Origin of the sequence: Peribacillus sp. FSL K6-5616 (genome assembly GCF_038008245.1) — a bacterium.
GTDB classification, from domain to species: domain Bacteria; phylum Bacillota; class Bacilli; order Bacillales; family DSM-1321; genus Peribacillus; species Peribacillus frigoritolerans.
In genome coordinates, this window is sequence record NZ_JBBOYT010000001.1 from 4,907,304 (window position 1) to 4,923,108 (window position 15,805).

General features: G+C 42.5%; 20 protein-coding genes. 6 read left to right on the plus strand and 14 right to left on the minus strand.

Annotation, left to right across the window (positions count from 1 at the left end; all coding sequences use genetic code 11):
* Nucleotides 1-122: 122 nt before the first annotated feature.
* Together MHB45_RS23800 and MHB45_RS23805 are read right to left on the minus strand one after the other, a co-directional pair.
* Entirely contained in the window at nt 123-632 is a 510-nt protein-coding gene (locus tag MHB45_RS23800; RefSeq protein WP_063589657.1) for a YwhD family protein, read from the minus strand.
* Between the two features lie 39 nt (nt 633-671).
* Nucleotides 672-1,328, minus strand: coding sequence for a site-2 protease family protein (locus tag MHB45_RS23805; protein ID WP_048683633.1), 657 nt, complete (start codon nt 1,326-1,328; stop codon nt 672-674).
* A gap of 158 nt (nt 1,329-1,486) precedes the next feature.
* Here MHB45_RS23805 and MHB45_RS23810 point away from each other — a divergent pair, with 158 nt between their 5' ends.
* A complete protein-coding gene (locus MHB45_RS23810) occupies nt 1,487-1,672 on the plus strand; it encodes a 2-hydroxymuconate tautomerase (RefSeq protein WP_048683562.1) in 186 nt (61 codons plus the stop codon).
* 29 nt (nt 1,673-1,701) lie between these two features.
* On the opposite strand, the gene MHB45_RS23815 is transcribed toward MHB45_RS23810, so the two are convergent.
* The 3 genes from MHB45_RS23815 to MHB45_RS23825 form a co-directional block, all read right to left on the minus strand.
* Nucleotides 1,702-2,211 (minus strand): YwgA family protein, encoded by a 510-nt coding sequence (locus MHB45_RS23815; protein WP_034315899.1) that lies wholly within the window; start codon nt 2,209-2,211, stop codon nt 1,702-1,704.
* A gap of 32 nt (nt 2,212-2,243) precedes the next feature.
* Complete coding sequence (locus tag MHB45_RS23820) at nt 2,244-3,551, minus strand: HD domain-containing protein (protein WP_161922070.1); 1,308 nt, start codon at nt 3,549-3,551, stop codon at nt 2,244-2,246.
* A 236-nt stretch (nt 3,552-3,787) separates the two neighbouring features.
* Nucleotides 3,788-4,009, minus strand: coding sequence for a DUF1450 domain-containing protein (locus MHB45_RS23825; RefSeq protein ID WP_048683566.1), 222 nt, complete (start codon nt 4,007-4,009; stop codon nt 3,788-3,790).
* A gap of 270 nt (nt 4,010-4,279) precedes the next feature.
* On the opposite strand from MHB45_RS23825, the gene MHB45_RS23830 reads away from it, so the two are divergent.
* Nucleotides 4,280-5,026, plus strand: a complete 747-nt coding sequence (locus MHB45_RS23830; RefSeq protein WP_048683569.1) for an RsfA family transcriptional regulator — start codon at nt 4,280-4,282, stop codon at nt 5,024-5,026.
* 225 nt (nt 5,027-5,251) lie between these two features.
* Here MHB45_RS23830 and MHB45_RS23835 read toward each other — a convergent pair whose 3' ends face one another.
* Both MHB45_RS23835 and pta read right to left on the minus strand, forming a co-directional pair.
* Nucleotides 5,252-6,100, minus strand: coding sequence for a lipoate--protein ligase family protein (locus MHB45_RS23835; protein ID WP_048683573.1), 849 nt, complete (start codon nt 6,098-6,100; stop codon nt 5,252-5,254).
* A 34-nt stretch (nt 6,101-6,134) separates the two neighbouring features.
* Entirely contained in the window at nt 6,135-7,121 is a 987-nt protein-coding gene (pta, locus tag MHB45_RS23840) for a phosphate acetyltransferase (RefSeq protein ID WP_048683577.1), read from the minus strand.
* A 239-nt stretch (nt 7,122-7,360) separates the two neighbouring features.
* On the opposite strand from pta, the gene hemQ reads away from it, so the two are divergent.
* Both hemQ and gerQ read left to right on the plus strand, forming a co-directional pair.
* On the plus strand, nt 7,361-8,110 hold the full coding sequence (gene hemQ, locus MHB45_RS23845) for a hydrogen peroxide-dependent heme synthase (RefSeq protein ID WP_048683578.1): 750 nt from the start codon (nt 7,361-7,363) through the stop codon (nt 8,108-8,110).
* 415 nt (nt 8,111-8,525) lie between these two features.
* A complete protein-coding gene (gene gerQ / locus MHB45_RS23850) occupies nt 8,526-9,056 on the plus strand; it encodes a spore coat protein GerQ (RefSeq protein ID WP_048683581.1) in 531 nt (176 codons plus the stop codon).
* Between the two features lie 324 nt (nt 9,057-9,380).
* Here the strand turns inward: gerQ and MHB45_RS23855 are convergent, their stop codons facing one another.
* The 3 genes from MHB45_RS23855 to MHB45_RS23865 form a co-directional block, all read right to left on the minus strand.
* On the minus strand, nt 9,381-9,749 hold the full coding sequence (locus MHB45_RS23855; protein WP_048683583.1) for a DUF423 domain-containing protein: 369 nt from the start codon (nt 9,747-9,749) through the stop codon (nt 9,381-9,383).
* Nucleotides 9,750-9,772: 23 nt separating this feature from the next.
* Nucleotides 9,773-10,030: a YwdI family protein gene (locus MHB45_RS23860; protein ID WP_048683586.1), complete on the minus strand. Its 258-nt coding sequence runs from the start codon at nt 10,028-10,030 to the stop codon at nt 9,773-9,775.
* A 270-nt stretch (nt 10,031-10,300) separates the two neighbouring features.
* Nucleotides 10,301-10,981, minus strand: a complete 681-nt coding sequence (locus tag MHB45_RS23865) for a uracil-DNA glycosylase (RefSeq protein ID WP_048683594.1) — start codon at nt 10,979-10,981, stop codon at nt 10,301-10,303.
* 152 nt (nt 10,982-11,133) lie between these two features.
* Here MHB45_RS23865 and MHB45_RS23870 point away from each other — a divergent pair, with 152 nt between their 5' ends.
* On the plus strand, nt 11,134-12,567 hold the full coding sequence (locus tag MHB45_RS23870) for a phospholipase D family protein (RefSeq protein ID WP_340908119.1): 1,434 nt from the start codon (nt 11,134-11,136) through the stop codon (nt 12,565-12,567).
* 135 nt (nt 12,568-12,702) lie between these two features.
* On the plus strand, nt 12,703-13,050 hold the full coding sequence (locus MHB45_RS23875) for a general stress protein (protein WP_048683600.1): 348 nt from the start codon (nt 12,703-12,705) through the stop codon (nt 13,048-13,050).
* Nucleotides 13,051-13,127: 77 nt separating this feature from the next.
* On the opposite strand, the gene MHB45_RS23880 is transcribed toward MHB45_RS23875, so the two are convergent.
* From MHB45_RS23880 to mobA, 4 genes are read right to left on the minus strand one after another with little or no spacing between them, the layout of a single operon-like run.
* Nucleotides 13,128-14,147: a MoeB/ThiF family adenylyltransferase gene (locus MHB45_RS23880; protein ID WP_048683603.1), complete on the minus strand. Its 1,020-nt coding sequence runs from the start codon at nt 14,145-14,147 to the stop codon at nt 13,128-13,130.
* A 24-nt stretch (nt 14,148-14,171) separates the two neighbouring features.
* Entirely contained in the window at nt 14,172-14,405 is a 234-nt protein-coding gene (moaD, locus tag MHB45_RS23885) for a molybdopterin converting factor subunit 1 (protein WP_034315925.1), read from the minus strand.
* On the minus strand, nt 14,398-14,862 hold the full coding sequence (locus tag MHB45_RS23890; protein ID WP_048683606.1) for a molybdenum cofactor biosynthesis protein MoaE: 465 nt from the start codon (nt 14,860-14,862) through the stop codon (nt 14,398-14,400). Before MHB45_RS23890 ends, moaD begins: the two co-directional genes overlap by 8 nt.
* The gene (gene mobA / locus MHB45_RS23895) at nt 14,852-15,487 is read right to left on the minus strand and encodes a molybdenum cofactor guanylyltransferase (protein WP_048683609.1); all 636 of its coding nucleotides are present in this window, start codon (nt 15,485-15,487) and stop codon (nt 14,852-14,854) included. The genes MHB45_RS23890 and mobA overlap by 11 nt, the downstream gene beginning before the upstream one ends.
* Between the last annotated feature and the right edge of the window lie 318 nt (nt 15,488-15,805).

Consider the following 15,805-nt stretch of genomic DNA (forward strand, 5'->3'; position numbering starts at 1 on the left):
TCGGGGGTTTTTCTGTCCTAGTTCCACAGTGACTAAACTGCTGTCTTTAAGTTTACTGATTTTATCGCTTTCCTACAAGTGCATTTTTCACTAAACTTAACATTTCATCCATCAAACGAGATTCAAACCGTCAATGACTCCTTCAGCTGATCTGAAGAACGCTCCCACATTCCCGCATCATGATTTTTCAGGAAGTCTGCAAGCACACGTTTTGATTTATCGTCCATGTCCTCAACGATGATTTTTCGTTTTAGCGATTTATCCATCCGGTTAACATGCTCCGGGAGCGATTTGTAACCGCGTCTAATTGACCTGTCGACCATCATTTCACATGCTGTCACACCTGCATAGTGCGGACCATTTTGAGTGGCTTCAATGGTCACCCAAACAAGCCAGTAAGGTTTGGCATTCGGGACTTCCTCTTTAGTCTTTAAAAACTTGATCCCTTTTTCCACTGCACTCCTTGCATGCATCGCTCCGATATCGACCTCTGCTTCACCCGCATCCACATCGATGATGACCGGGGAAATATTATCGAGCGTCAATACCCCTGCCCCATATCCGCCATGACCTTCTGTTGGGTCGTTTTTTATAATATTGAAGCCTACCTTTTTCTTTGGTTGTTCTTCCATGTTCATATCCCCCTATCGTTTGTCATTCCTTATTATTGGTTAAAAAAACAAAAGTGAAAAAAATTGACTCAAGGTGTCTCCCACAAACTTGGTACCAGTATCCAAAACCGGTCTAATTGTATATTGACTCAGCGGTGTGATGATCAGGATCAAAAAAATAAGGGAACCATATTGTTCATACTGGGTCATTTTTGCCCGCAAGTCTGCGGAAACAAGATCCTGAACGATCCTATAACCATCGAGAGGCGGCAGCGGTAACAGATTAAATACAAATAAAAGGACATTTAAATTTATGAGTATACTTAAGAAAGGCTCGACGAAAAACGGTAAATCAGGTCCAACGCCTGCGGCAATCAATCCGTAAAAAATCAAGTACCCCAAAATTGCAACAAGCAAATTACTGAACGGACCGGCAAAAGAGACGAGCACTCCTGCCAATTTTGGATTCTTGAAATGAAAACGATTGACCGGAACAGGTCTCGCCCAACCAAATCCGGCTATTAATATCAACAGAGTTCCGATCGGATCCAAATGAGAAATCGGATTCAATGTGACTCTTCCTTCATTCTTGGCAGTCGGGTCACCGAACTTATAGGCCACATAAGCATGGGAAAATTCATGAACCGTAAATGCGATCAACAGTGACACAATGACATATGGAAGCTTTTCCAAAGGATAAACCAAAAACCGTTCTATTTGATCAATGAATTCCATCGATAGCTTCTCCCCCAATGTTTATTACCGTTAGTATACATCAAAAACTCAAGAAGTGAAAAAACTCTGACTTCCGTGTCTTGCAATTCTTTTTCCATTGTGAAACACTACAAGATAAGAGAGGAAGGGGGGGAAAAGAGATGCCATATGTAACAGTCAAAATGCTTGAAGGCCGTACAGACGAACAAAAAAGGGCTTTAGTCGAAAAGGTGACTGCAGCCGTGACGGAAACAACTGGAGCACCAGCTGAAGCCGTGACGATTTTCATTGAAGAAATGTCAAAAAATCATTTAGCAGTAGCCGGTGTCCGTAAAAGCGATCTATAAGATTTACATAATGGGGAAAAGCTAAGCCATCAATTCGGCTTAGCTTTTGTTTTTAACTGCTCAATATATTCATATGCCTCATCAATTTCTTCAAGGGTATATTTTTGTTTGCTTTTCAGCGTAAAAATTTTCTCGGTGACTTCCTCTTTTTCAAGCGTGTCGAAGTATAGCACCGTTGAAACCAGCTCCAAAAACCTGGCATTCTGTTCGTTCATATCCTGTAAGCATGCCTCAAGTGCCGGCATCTCCACTTCCTGTATGGATAGGAAATCCTGGCCGGCATCCGTTATCGAATAACAATATTGATAATAGCCTGCTTTTTTTTCCCTTACTTCATTCAAGTAGCCCATTTCGCAGAGCTCTTCAATCCGTAAGGTCAACTCCTCCGAATACGGTCCATAAAAGTGAAACTGAAACTTTTCATGAAATGGGAAGGACAGCTTCTTCGCGATATAAACGATTTTTTGTAATTTTTTCCGACCCGAGATTTCACCGGCAGTAGAAATTGCATTGATAATGTTTGCATGATCCTTAAACAAGGCTCGTCACTCCTCACCAAAAATGTACCACTTTAATCCGATAGCTCCAAAAGCTTGCGGATCTGTTTTTTAATATTTTTCTTCGTAGATTCATCACGCAATAAATCCGCTGGATAATACAACTTATGATCCGTTCTTCTTTTCCCTGAAATTGCATCGACAATTTCGGATTCACGTGATAATTCACGAATTTCGCCATTATTTTTAAGCAAGTGAATCGGAAGTCTCTCCTCTTCCTCACCTGGCCGGTAAAAATCATACGGCAGATCTGATGAGGAATCGACGACAAGATAATAATCGGGATCGATGCCTGCCTTCTTGAATAGCGTCCTTAATTCCATCAATCTGTTCATTTGACTGTTCGACGGATGGAATTCCACATATTTAAATAGTTTACGGTTAACGAAGCGAGTGCATAAATCTTTTAAAATCGCATCGTTTTCCTCTTCCCATGCTTCGAAATAATAGAGCATCACCGATTCATCCATTTTCAAATAGTCCGTTAAAGTCACTTCTCCCTTGAACAATGAATAAAAATGGTGCGGTTCTTGAGCAAACTCATAACCGGATTCATATAAATGTTTCGCCCTATGTAGGATCTTGGTAAGTATGACCTCCGCACTTCTCGTAACTGGATGGAAATAAACCTGCCAATACATTTGGTAGCGACTCATGATATAATCCTCAACCGCATGCATCCCGCTCTGCTTTATGACGGCATGTTCTTCCCTTGGCCTCATCACACGCAAAAGCCTTTCCATATCGAAATGTCCATAACTCACGCCAGTGAAATAAGCATCACGCTGTAAATAGTCCATTCTATCAGCATCGATCTGACTTGAAATCAGGCTGACTACTAATTTGCCTTTATAGGTTTTCGCGATGACTTCTGCCACTTTTTTTGGAAAATCACGTCCAACTCTAAGGAGGATCTTATTCACTTCCGTATCGCCGACGATAATCTGCTGCGTGAATTGCTCATGATCCAGATCAAACACTTTTTCAAAAGAATGAGAGAAAGGACCATGACCCAAATCATGCAGGAGGGCTGAGCACAAGGATAGTAACCGCTCCTCTGGTTTCCATTCCGGTCTGCCCTCGAAAACATCATCCACGATTCTCCGGACAATCTCGTATACTCCAAGCGAATGGCTAAGCCGACTATGTTCCGCACCATGAAAGGTTAAATAAGTCGTTCCCAGCTGTTTGATCCTACGAAGCCGCTGGAATTCCTTCGTCCCTATTAAATCCCATATAACCCGGTCACGAACATGTATATATCGGTGCACCGGATCCTTGAATACTTTTTCTTCTTGTAATTTTTCGCCGGAATATCCCATGAACTACCCTCTTTTTCATAATCTCGATGCACTCATTATAGCGTGTTTTGACAAAAAACCCTAACTTCCACCTTGCTAGTAAGAGGGGGCATTTTGTAAGAAAGCGGAAGTTTCAGTCTGGTTTTGTCTCGAAAATAAGGAAATAAAAAATCACCGCAGTGTGTCGAATCTGGGTGATGATTACTGGTTCCATATATCATTAAGAAATAATCCACTCTACCTATATATCATGGATCCTACTTTAGTTTTTTATTGATTTTATCTAGTAACTCGTCTTCTGTCGGTGCAGCAACCGGACGGTTATTGACAAAGGCAAAAGACTTCTTTCTGCCAGGACCGCAGTAGGATTGGCAGCCCACTTCAATTTTCGCGTCGGGATCAAGCTTTTCAAGACGCGGGATCAAAGTTTTTATGTTTACCGCCAAGCAGTCATCGCACACTCTGAATTCATTGGACATCCTCCGGTCACCATCCTTTCCATGACAAACTGTATTTCATCCATTTATATGACTAAAGGGTATTTTACCGTTTCTACTTATGAATATCAAGAGGGCTGAATGATGTGAAAAATGATGTAATTAATCAAAAAACTAGTATCCTTTTAACCTTTTTGTATAAAAAATCCATATTTTGTCCAAAATGCTAGTAGAACACTCCATAAATCACTGCCACACGATATTTTATATAGTTATTTATTTTAAAAGTTACCAGAAAGGGAGTATGTAGAAATGAAGGTTCGTCAAGACGCCTGGACAGAAGAAGATGATTTGCTTTTGGCAGAAACGGTATTGCGCCATGTACGGGAAGGCAGCACTCAGCTTAATGCTTTTGAAGAGGTAGGAGATAAGTTGAATCGCACCTCTGCAGCATGCGGATTCCGCTGGAATGCAGTCGTCCGCCATAATTATGATAAAGCGCTATCCCTTGCCAAGAAACAGCGTAAGCAGCGGCAAAGGATCCTTGGAAAAGATCAAGGAGGAAAAAAACGGCTTCTTTATACACCGCCGTCCCCAACGATTTCCGACATAATGGTTCCCCATGTACAAGAAGAGGAACTAGAGTTGAAATCCGAAGTCGATACTACCAATTATGAAGCAGCAGAGGAATTCGTTGTGGCAGAATCCCTCGCTCCTAAGGCACAGCACACACCAGTTACTTTGGAAACGGCCATGAGCCTTGATGCCGTCATCGCCTATTTGGAATCCATGAACGGCCGCATGCTTCAAGCCGAAGTATTAAAAACCGAAAATGAAAGATTGAAGCTTGAAATTAAAGGGCTGAAAAAGCGAAACGAAGATTTGGAGAATAAAATCAGCCACCTAGAACAAAACAGCGGGTTGATGCAGGAAGATTATGAAACTTTGATGAATATCATGAATCGAGCAAGAAAGCTGGTCTTGTTAGAGGAAGAGGAACGTCCGGCAACTAAGTTCAAGATGGACCGGAATGGCAATTTGGAAAAAATGGCCGAGTAATAAGATAATGTGGGGTTCTGTTATATAGATCAACCACATGCCAGAGGCCGTTTCACCCCTATTTATCCGAAAAAGGGAGCCAACAAGGCTCTTTTTTTCATTGTTTCAAGAAAGAAGGAATACTATCTCCGCCTATCATACAGTCCTTTTACAGTTTCAGTGAATGCTAAAGTCGTATTAAATGAAAGAAGCCATTCCTGACTTAATGGAACGACCTCTTTCATATCAATCCTTTAATGCATCGAATACTTTATCATTGCGTTCGACCACTCTCGTCAAGTACGCCTCATACAGCGGCCATTCCTCAGCGGAAAGTGTGTCAGAGAATATCTTTTCGCTATGTTCCTTCAATACTTGAAGGAATCTGAGCATCACGTCTTGAACACTCAATTGCACACCCAACAATTCGGTTAGGGACGCCATTACCGAAGGGACGATATCAGGATAAGCGAATTTGGTTTCTGCATTTCCTTTAGCTGCATCATAAAAACCCTTCACGAGACTGGCACGTTCAGACCCGCTTCCATTAACACACAAATAGATTTGCACCGCTACGCCATTGCGGATCCTGCGTTGGGATATACCCGCAAACTTTTGCCCATTTATACTTAAATCATAACTGCCAGGACAATAGGAACCGACGATTTCCCGCGCCTCCAGCTTGACTGGGAAATCGGAAAACATCAATTGGACAAGCTTCCACATCGCATCATATCCACGATTGATTTCAATTTTCTGCTCGTTTTCAGGAAAAATGAGCGAAAAATTAAGGACCCCCTCATCCAGGACGACTGCCAGCCCTCCCGAATTCCTCACGATGGCCCGGAAACCATGTTCTTCCAAATGGTCCAAACCCTTTTTAAGAAAAGGCAACTTCGTATCCTGTATACCCATGACGATGGTTCGGTGGTGTACCCACGCCCTGGCTACGGCCGCTGATTTACCTGACCCAACGGAAGCGCAAAATGTATCATCCATCGCAAAGGACTCCAGAGCAGGAAACTGAGGTCCAACGGAAGATTGATCAATAACCCTCCACTCTTGCTGCATTAATAATGAATCTGTCTCACCCATACGAATCTCCCTCTACATTTAATCCTCAAGCTGCCTATTGATACTGCGCCACAAACCCCTGTGCCGCTGTAATGACAGCCAGTTTATACACATCCTCTTCACTGCATCCCCTCGAAAGGTCATTCACCGGACGATTCAGCCCCTGAAGGATCGGACCGACCGCTTCGAAGCCACCCAAGCGCTGGACCATCTTATAGCTAATGTTCCCTGCTTCGAGACTTGGGAAAATAAAAACATTCGCATCCCCCTGAATAAGGGAATCCGGTGCTTTTTTCCTTGCCACAGAAGGAACGAAGGCCGCGTCAAACTGAAATTCCCCATCAAGAATGACTTCAGGGTCCATTTCTTTTGCCAAATCGACCGCATCAACCACTTTTAAGGTCTCGGGGGATGTTGCCGATCCCTTTGTCGAAAAGCTCAGCATCGCCACACGCGGTTCGATATCGAACATTAATGCAGTCTTCGCACTTTCTATAGCAATTTCAGCCAGGTCCTGGGAACTGGGGTTTATATTGATTGCACAATCCGCGAATACATATTTCTCTTCCTCCCGGACCATGATGAACACTCCCGAGGTTTTTTGGACGCCCGGCTTTGTTTTAATGATCTTTAAGGCTGGACGAACCGTATCGGCAGTCGAATGCGTTGCGCCACTAACCATTCCATGTGCCAGTTTCATATGGACGAGCATGGTTCCAAAATAGTTCTCATCCGTTAAGATTTCACGTGCTTGCAGATCGGTCGCTTTACCATCACGGACCTTCACGAACGCTTCAACCATTTCATCCATCATGATATAATTCTTCGGGTCATATATTTCGATTGCATCAAGGGAGATTTTTAAGTCTTTTGCCTTCTCTTGTATCAATCCGATATCCCCGATCAATACCGGTGTCACCAGTTTAGCTTGGGCAAGCCTGCCTGCAGCTCCCAAAATCCGTTCATCCAACCCTTCCGGAAAAACGATCTTTAAATTATGCCCCATAATTTTCGATTCCAATATTTCAAATAAATCACTCATTGGCTCTTCCTCCTCTTTAGATACGTTTCCCCCATTTTTTCTATATTTAACCATCCGGTAAAATCCATTGTCGTCTTCTTTTAAGAATACTCCAGCAGCCAGGTAAATTCCAGCCATCCGCAAATTTGAAAATTTCAGAAACACCGAAAAACAGTGATGGTGTTTGCGGGTTGATATAAATTTCCTTATACTGAAACTATGCTATATTAAAGTTATAATAAGACTTAGGAGTGATTGTAATGAGTGAAGCAGCACAAACATTGGACGGCTGGTATTGTTTACATGATTTCCGCCTGATCGACTGGGCTTCTTGGAAAACGTTATCAAGTGACGAACGCCAATTGGCCATCTCGGAATTCCAAGGTTTACTGGATAAATGGAATATGACACAAAGCGACAATGAAGGCAGCCATGCCCTATATTCCATCGTTGGTCAGAAAGCGGACTTCATGCTTATGTTTGCCCGCCCAACCATGGAAGAATTGAATGCAATCGAAAATGAATTCAACAAAACGAAGCTTGCCGAATATACAATTCCCGCTTATTCATACGTTTCCGTCGTGGAATTAAGCAATTACTTAGCTAGCGGAGATGGTGAGGACCCATACCAGAACCCTCATGTTCGTTCCAGACTGTATCCAATACTGCCAAAAGCGAAACATGTATGCTTCTACCCTATGGACAAGCGTCGTGATGGCGATGATAACTGGTATATGCTTTCCATGGAAGAGCGCAAAGGCTTAATGCGTTCCCACGGCTTGATTGGCCGCAGTTATGCCGGTAAAGTAAAACAAATCATTTCGGGTTCTGTCGGATTTGACGATTATGAATGGGGCGTGACTCTATTCGCAGATGATGTCCTTCAGTTCAAAAAATTAATCTATGAAATGCGTTTTGATGAAGTGAGTGCACGTTACGCTGCATTTGGTTCTTTCTTTGTGGGAAATATCCTGCCTGAAGAAAATGTATCTTCATTCCTATACGTTTAAGACGAATGGCTTCCGGTTTCCGGAAGCTTTTTTTGCGTCCGCTCCTTTTTATTTTTCCCCGGCTGAGGAATAAATCCAATCCACATCCCATACATTTTCAATAGTGATGAATTTATTTTTTCACAGTCCCATTCAGCTTCAGGAAAATTGATCAAGGCAATTCCTGACTCCAGCGAGGTGAAGGAACGTTACTTCTATTCATTAGCCGGCAAGAGGATATGGCTTATATCATGAACGGCAGCAGCCGTTATGCATCGCTTAACATTCATTGTGGTTTTTTAAGCCACCCGGGGATTGTCCAGAACATACACAATACTACCGGTCGCTATAAATCGCACTGTTTCTCCCAGTCCACACTCTCGGATTGTCCAAATTCCACAGTATCAACTAAACCTTGAATTCAGGAGGGAATGCAATGTCACAAAATAATCCTTATGGTAATTACCCGTACGGAGGAAGCCCCTATTATCCCTATGAGAATAACGAGCCTGAACTAAGGCAGCAGAATCCTAACCCGCAGCAAGGATACCAACAGCAAGGTTACCCGCAGCAAGGATACCAACAGCCATCATACCAGCCACAACAGCCCACTATGGCAGGCACGCCACAACAAATGCCGGTGACGATGGGTCAACCCCCTTCCGGACCACAGATACCTGGGATGCTTCCGGTCGAAGCGTCGTATATCGAGAACATCTTGCGTTTGAATAAAGGGAAGTTAGCCACTGTTTATACCACGTTTGAAAACAACCAGGAATGGAATGCCATGATCTTCAAAGGAATCATCGAGGCTGCAGGACGCGATCATCTAATCATAAGCGATCCTCAAACGGGAAAACGATACTTAATCCCGATGGTATACTTAGATTATATAACGTTTGATGAAGAAATCGAATATGACTATCCATTTGGAGGCGCTGGGCTTACCACCTATTCGCCAAGGTAAAAAATCCAATAAAGAAAAGAGCCTCAGAATCCATTTGATTTTGAGGCTCTTCTTATATTGGGATGACTTTTCTCCAAAAAAAGCTGACCTAAAAAGATCAGCTCAGTTTGTAGACAAAAGAGGTTCGGAAAACATTCCACCATCAACTCATCAGGTAGGGTTTCTATCTATATGTAACAACAAAGTTGATTGGAGAAAAAGGTGCGGGCCCGCCTCTGGATAAGCAAGTGCCTACAGCGGTAATGTACGTCCAAATTGTACAATCCATAAAAAAACTGCAGGCAAACTCGATTTCTTCGAATTTGTCTACAGCCTCAGCTGACCTTACAAGTATTTATACGCAGCAATGATCATTAAGACCCAAGCAACCAAGAAAGAAACTCCGCCAAGCGGTGTGATGGCACCAAGGACTTTGATTTGGGTAACGCTTAGAATGAATAGGCTTCCGGAAAACAGGATAATTCCTATTAGCATAAGCCAGCCGGACCAGTTGATCAGCGGACTGGAAATTTTCCCAGCCAATAAACCGAGTACCAATAAACCCACCGCATGGAACATTTGATATTGAACAGCGGTTTGCCAAGTTTCCAAATATTTATCAGGAATTTTTCCTTCCAGTCCGTGGGCACCGAATGCACCAAGTGCCACAGCAATAAACCCATTCAATGCACCTAAAATGATGAATAGTTTCAATTATTTCGCTCCCCTTCCCTAATTTAAAAATCGAACAAGGACTCCCCATTGGCCTCATCCATTTTAACCGGTTCTACATTCGGTGTAGCCGACATGACGGGCTGGGTCAATGTGATTGGCTTCTGTATGCTGATGTTCGAAGCTTTTTCATCAACCATCACTTCACAAAGGGATTTTATGGCCATTACATACCCTTGCACCTTATCCTCTGAATTTACCTGTTTCGCTTTTAAAACAAGCTCTTCGATTTTATCTAACATTTGTCTTGATGAAATTTCCAAATTTACCACCTCGTCTATATACAGGTCAAAACTATCATAACTAGCATAGCAAAAATCAGAGAAGAAAACACCTTGCATATTTCCTACCTTTTAATTGGCTTGGCTTGAAATTTCAAGCATGGCTCCCCTGAAGAATGAAAGACATCAAGAGAAGGCTGGTTTGATGTTTTGAATTGAAAAGCACGGCAGCCTTTTGGAAAACTGAGATCCCAAGTTATATAGAAATGACGGCACGCCATACAATTCACCCGTTTCGTTTTCTTGCTGATATCATCGGTTTGGGATTTTCCAATCAATTGGAGATTCCCCCATTTCCATCAGCAATTGATTTGTTTTGGAAAATGGTTTGGTGCCAAAGAAACCACGGGACGCCGACAGCGGACTTGGATGTACGGACTTAATGATTTTATGGCGGGCTTCATCAATCAAAGGGATTTTGGTTTGAGCGGGTTTCCCCCACAGGATGAATACAACCGGTTTCGAACGCTCATTCATTAGGCGAATAACTTGATTCGTAAAGATTTCCCATCCTTTTCCGCGGTGTGAGTGCGCCTCTCCCTCACGGACAGTCAAGACGGTATTCAATAGAAGCACTCCCTGTTTTGCCCATTCGACCAGGTAACCATTATCCGGAACCTCATAGCCAAGATCGGTGTGTAACTCTTTAAAGATATTTCTTAAAGAGGGCGGGATGCGAACCTCCGGCTTGACTGAAAAACTAAGGCCATGCGCCTGACCCTGGCCATGGTAAGGGTCCTGTCCAAGGATGACAACCTTTACATCTTCAAAAGGAGTATAATGAAGCGCGTTGAAAATATCGTCCTGATCCGGATGAATGACTTGCTGACTGTACTCTTGCTTTATAAATCCCCATAGCTCCTGGTAATATTCTTTTTTGAATTCCTCTTTCAATAGAGGCCACCAATCATTTGTTAAAAACTGCTTTTCCATTTGCCACAGCCCCTCTCCGCTTTTTGAAACTATATTATATCAAACTTCATCGCCTTGCCTTTTTCCATAGATTACGATTTATGTTTCTATATACCCCAAAACGGGGAAAATAGAAAGTTAGCAAGCAATTTAACCATGTTGGAGGCTTTCCTATGAAAAAGTGGTACAAAAGAAAACGATTTTATCTGCTTGTCAGCATTTTGATCGTCATTGCAATCGTCATTGCCTATAACAGCTACAAGCCACTTCCCGATGGCATTTCTTATGAAGGGAAGGTTCATCATGTCGAGGATATCGATTTCATCTATGACCTTTCCTATCACGATGAACAAGGGAATCTGCAACATGAACAGCGAATTTTCCAAACCATAAATCAAGCCATAGAAGAGGCTGATTCTTATATCGTAATCGATATGTTTTTGTTTAATGCTTTTTATGATGAAAAGATAAACTTCCCGAAGTTAACCGAGACGCTGAAGGATAATCTGGTTGAACAGAAGAAAAAGAAACCTGACCTCCAGATTATATTCATTACTGATGAAGTGAATACTTCCTATAATGCCTACCAGTTAGAGGCATTGGAAACGATGAAGAAAAATGGAATTGATGTCATTGTTACCAACTTAGACCGCCTCCGGGATCCGAATCCTCTCTATTCAAGTGTGTATCGGACCTTTTTCCAATGGTTCGGTGAAAGCGGGAAAGGCTGGATTGTCAATCCAATGGCTAAAAGCGCACCAAAGGTCACCTTGCGTTCTTATCTTAGACTGATGAATATCAAAGCCAATCACAGAAAAGTGGTCGCGACTGAAAAAACGGCCATCATCTCATCTGCCAATCCTCATGACGCAAGTGGCTTCCATTCCAATATTGCCTTCCAGATGGACGGGAATATCATCGGCGATTTCGTTAAAGCCGAAGAAGCCGCTTCGAAATTCTCGGGAGGTCCAAAGTCATTTCCTGAGTTCAAGGAGAAATCAGCAGATAAAGGGCAGATATCGGTACAACTGCTAACGGAAGGAAAAATCAATAAACATGTCCTAAAGGCAATTAAGGATGCTGAAAATGGTGACAAGATCCATCTTGCCATGTTCTACATTGCCGATCGCGAGGTTGTCGAGGCATTAACGGATGCAGCTAAACGGGGTGTGAAGATTGAAATGATATTGGATCCGAATCAAAACGCATTCGGAAGTGAAAAAATCGGGCTGCCCAATCTTCCGGTTGCCGCCGAATTCGAAAAACTGGGGGATGAAAACATCTCGATCCGCTGGTATAAAACAGATAAAGAACAGTTCCATACAAAATTGATGATGATCCAAAAGGCTGATGAAACGGTCATTCTTGGAGGATCGGCTAATTATACTTCACGAAATCTAGATGACTATAACCTTGAAGCGAATGTTGAAATCCATGCTCCAAATGATGCGGACGTTTCCAAGGATGTCGACAGCTATTTCCATAGACTCTGGACAAATCAAAACGGAACATACACGGTGGATTACAGTGAATACCAAAAGAAATTGCCTGTCTTCAAATACTTGACCTACCGCATACAGAAGGTATTCCGCTTCACCACTTACTAAATATTCTTTGAGATAAATGTTTAACAGGGCCCAAATGAGGTTATATACTACTATAGCCAATCAGAAACTGTAATAAGCAAGATTCCATTTACCTATTTCCAAGAGAACCTTAATGAAATTCAAGGAGGAGTTTATATGTATCAAGTACATGTAGTAGAAAACGGTTTACAAGCAAAGGAAAAAATCGATGAATTAGTTATATCAGGTTATACGAAAGATGATGTATATTTGTTTGCCCATGATAAAACCCGTTCTAAACACCTTACCGAGAATACAAATACAGAAGGTGTAGGCATGAAGGAACAAGGTTTCCTTGATACCGTCGGAAATCTCTTTAAATCTCGCGGAGATGAACTTCGTAATCGAATGAGCAACCTTGGCCTTAGTGATATGGAGGCAGAACGTTACGAGGAAGTTCTTGACGAAGGAAAAGTAGTCATCGTTGCTTCCAAACAAGATAATAAAGACGGGGTCACACACTAAAACCCATACCCCATTACCCTATATGGATTCATAAAAAACGAGGCCCCAAAACTTGGGGCCTCGTTTTTTTATGATCATTATCCCAGGATGCTTTGGTACGCGGCCTTTGCATGGACCATATCCTTCGTACCGTGGATCAACGCCCGGCCATCCTTGAAAATGACGATACGTTCCCCAGCTTTTTCACAGGAGAGAAGAAATGGATTGAATTTCACCAAATAACCGCTGCCGTCCAGATCTTTGGCTAATTTTTCGAGTTGCAGTTCCAGAGGTTTTGGCGGTCTTACCTGTACAGTGTCCCTCCCGCAAAGAACAGCCGTTTTCGTTGCATTTTCCATTGTTAAAAAGGGGTATGTCCTCTGCTCTCCGCATGAGAGACAATCTTTCTTTTTCGCTTTTGTCAATTTAACGGTTTGGTATTGATTTCTCCACAGATCAAAAGAAACAAGTGCAGGCCGCACCGATTCCCAATCTTCAACAAGGATTTTCAAAGCCTCGGCAGTTTGGTGTGCCACGACCATCGTAACAGCTGGTGATATGATCCCTCCTGTGTCACAGGTCATTCCTTGTATCGGGATCGCTTTAAGCAAACAGTGCAAACATGGAGTCTGCCCGGGAAGGATCGTCAAAGTCATGCCCACGCTCCCCACACATGCCCCATAAATCCACGGTATATGAAGCTTTTGTGATAAATCATTAATAATCATCCGTGTCTCAAAATTGTCGGTTGCATCCAATATCAAATCAACATCACCAAGCAGCTGTTCGAGATTCTGGGCAGTTGCGTCCATGATGATGGCATTCACTTCAACTTCATGGTTGATATCCAATAAATGACGCTTTGCCGCCTCTGCTTTTGGCAGTTTCTCCTCGACATCCCGTTCCGTATACATTTGTTGGCGCTGTAAATTACTGGTCTCGACATAATCCCTGTCGACAATGGTAAGCTTCCCTACTCCTGCACGAGTAAGGGCCTCGGCATTAGCAGATCCCAAAGCCCCTGCACCAAGAAGCAAGACATGCTTCTTCATAATTTTCAATTGGCCCCCTTCACCAACGGGGGCGAATAAAGTCTGCCTTGAATATCGCTCTTTCACCGTGATCCCTCCCTTCCGGACGCTTCACCCTCCACTTACTGGCGGAATGAAAGCAACTGTATCTCCATCAGATAAAATCGTGTCATCATCGGCAAATTCCTCATTGACCGCTGTCATCACGGTTTCAAGACCTTCCAATTGAAAATCCACCTTCATCTTTCCTTTTAGCTGGGCAACACTCATTCCATTTCCTTCTATTGAAACAGTCTCTTTGCCTAGCTCATCTTTCAATTGGGCAAATAAAAGTACATTAATCATCAATATCCCCCTCTTCCGGTTTCCCTGATGGATATGGAACGGTTTCCAACTGGTTTCCTACCCATGTCTCCCCATCTTCCCAGTGTTCTTTTTTCCAAATCGGGACGATTTCTTTAATTCTTTCGATCGCATACCTGTTCGCCTCATATGCATCATTTCGGTGGGGCGTACTAACGGCAATAACCACTGCGATATCCGTGATTTCAAGTTTACCTACACGATGGGTGATCGCCGTTTCTGCATCAGGCCAACGCTCCTTGATCTCAGATCCGATTTGCTCCAATTTCTTGATGGCCATCGGTTCATACGCTTCGTATACTAAGAAGAGAGTCTTTTTTCCTTTCGTCATTTCCCTCACCGTACCAATAAAGGTCGTGACGGCACCTGCATTTCGACTGACTACTTTATCAATCACTTCCTGGATGACAATCGGCTCTTTTGAAATATTATAATTCATGTCTACCATCCTTTATATATAATTCAGTTTGATCAATATAATCTGCCTCTTGATAATCTTCCCTCGTATTCATATTGAAAAAAAGGTAGTGAAAATGTTCAGGATTCTCGCGATATAACGTAAAGTCGGTTTCTTTCATGACTTTCACCGAGATTTTTTCCAAGAATAGACTCATTTTTAATTCATGTTTTAATAAACACTCCGTCAGTACAGGAAGACACCTTTTATGGTAAACAGCAAAAAGCGGCTGGAGCCTGCCATTTATTTCTGGAATGACAGCATCGAATCCAGGTTCATAATGGGCAATGATATCCTTTATGGCATCTGCACTCACAAACGGCATATCGCACGCTACAAGGAACTGAAGCTCCGTTTTCGATGAGGTCAGCCCTGCATGCAATCCGCCAAGAGGTCCTTGATCTTTATGTAAATCCGGAATGAGCGGAAGTTGCAGAAAATGATATTCTTCAAATGTATTCGTAATGACCATAATGTTTTCTGACACCTTTTTCAATTCGGATGCCACTCTTGAAATGTTCACAACGCCGCCTACGGTCAAAAGTGCCTTATTCACTCCCATACGGCTTGATTTCCCGCCAGCTAAAAGCAACATGGTCCATTCCATAGAAATCAACCTCCCTTTTTTGGGTTTAATCCAGCATCGAACGGAAAAGCTATACTAATGTGTCTCCACTATATTTAAATATTTTAAATCAACTTTGAAAATAATGACACTTTCACAACCTTTGCTTTGTCCATCAAAAGATGGAAGTAGGGTCCAAAGCTAAAAGTGCATGCTGCACATCCATCCAATTTCTTTAATTACAGGTTCGAAAAATGACTTATGCGAGGCGATTGCCCTTCCTTCGAAAAGACACTCATATTAGGCTGAAAACTAAGTTTTACATAAAAGAAATTTTGGTATATTCTAAAAATAGGATAT

Excerpts from the sequence above, each read along its gene's own strand:
- MHB45_RS23800 (WP_063589657.1), bottom strand. The coding sequence starts at position 632 with ATGGAAGAACAACCAAAGAAAAAGGTAGGCTTCAATATTATAAAAAAC.
- MHB45_RS23810 (WP_048683562.1), top strand. The coding sequence starts at position 1,487 with ATGCCATATGTAACAGTCAAAATGCTTGAAGGCCGTACAGACGAACAA.
- MHB45_RS23820 (WP_161922070.1), bottom strand. The coding sequence starts at position 3,551 with ATGGGATATTCCGGCGAAAAATTACAAGAAGAAAAAGTATTCAAGGAT.
- MHB45_RS23825 (WP_048683566.1), bottom strand. The coding sequence starts at position 4,009 with ATGTCCAATGAATTCAGAGTGTGCGATGACTGCTTGGCGGTAAACATA.
- MHB45_RS23830 (WP_048683569.1), top strand. The coding sequence starts at position 4,280 with ATGAAGGTTCGTCAAGACGCCTGGACAGAAGAAGATGATTTGCTTTTG.
- MHB45_RS23835 (WP_048683573.1), bottom strand. The coding sequence starts at position 6,100 with ATGGGTGAGACAGATTCATTATTAATGCAGCAAGAGTGGAGGGTTATT.
- pta (WP_048683577.1), bottom strand. The coding sequence starts at position 7,121 with ATGAGTGATTTATTTGAAATATTGGAATCGAAAATTATGGGGCATAAT.
- hemQ (WP_048683578.1), top strand. The coding sequence starts at position 7,361 with ATGAGTGAAGCAGCACAAACATTGGACGGCTGGTATTGTTTACATGAT.
- gerQ (WP_048683581.1), top strand. The coding sequence starts at position 8,526 with ATGTCACAAAATAATCCTTATGGTAATTACCCGTACGGAGGAAGCCCC.
- MHB45_RS23865 (WP_048683594.1), bottom strand. The coding sequence starts at position 10,981 with ATGGAAAAGCAGTTTTTAACAAATGATTGGTGGCCTCTATTGAAAGAG.
- MHB45_RS23870 (WP_340908119.1), top strand. The coding sequence starts at position 11,134 with ATGAAAAAGTGGTACAAAAGAAAACGATTTTATCTGCTTGTCAGCATT.
- MHB45_RS23875 (WP_048683600.1), top strand. The coding sequence starts at position 12,703 with ATGTATCAAGTACATGTAGTAGAAAACGGTTTACAAGCAAAGGAAAAA.
- moaD (WP_034315925.1), bottom strand. The coding sequence starts at position 14,405 with ATGATTAATGTACTTTTATTTGCCCAATTGAAAGATGAGCTAGGCAAA.
- MHB45_RS23890 (WP_048683606.1), bottom strand. The coding sequence starts at position 14,862 with ATGAATTATAATATTTCAAAAGAGCCGATTGTCATCCAGGAAGTGATT.
- mobA (WP_048683609.1), bottom strand. The coding sequence starts at position 15,487 with ATGGAATGGACCATGTTGCTTTTAGCTGGCGGGAAATCAAGCCGTATG.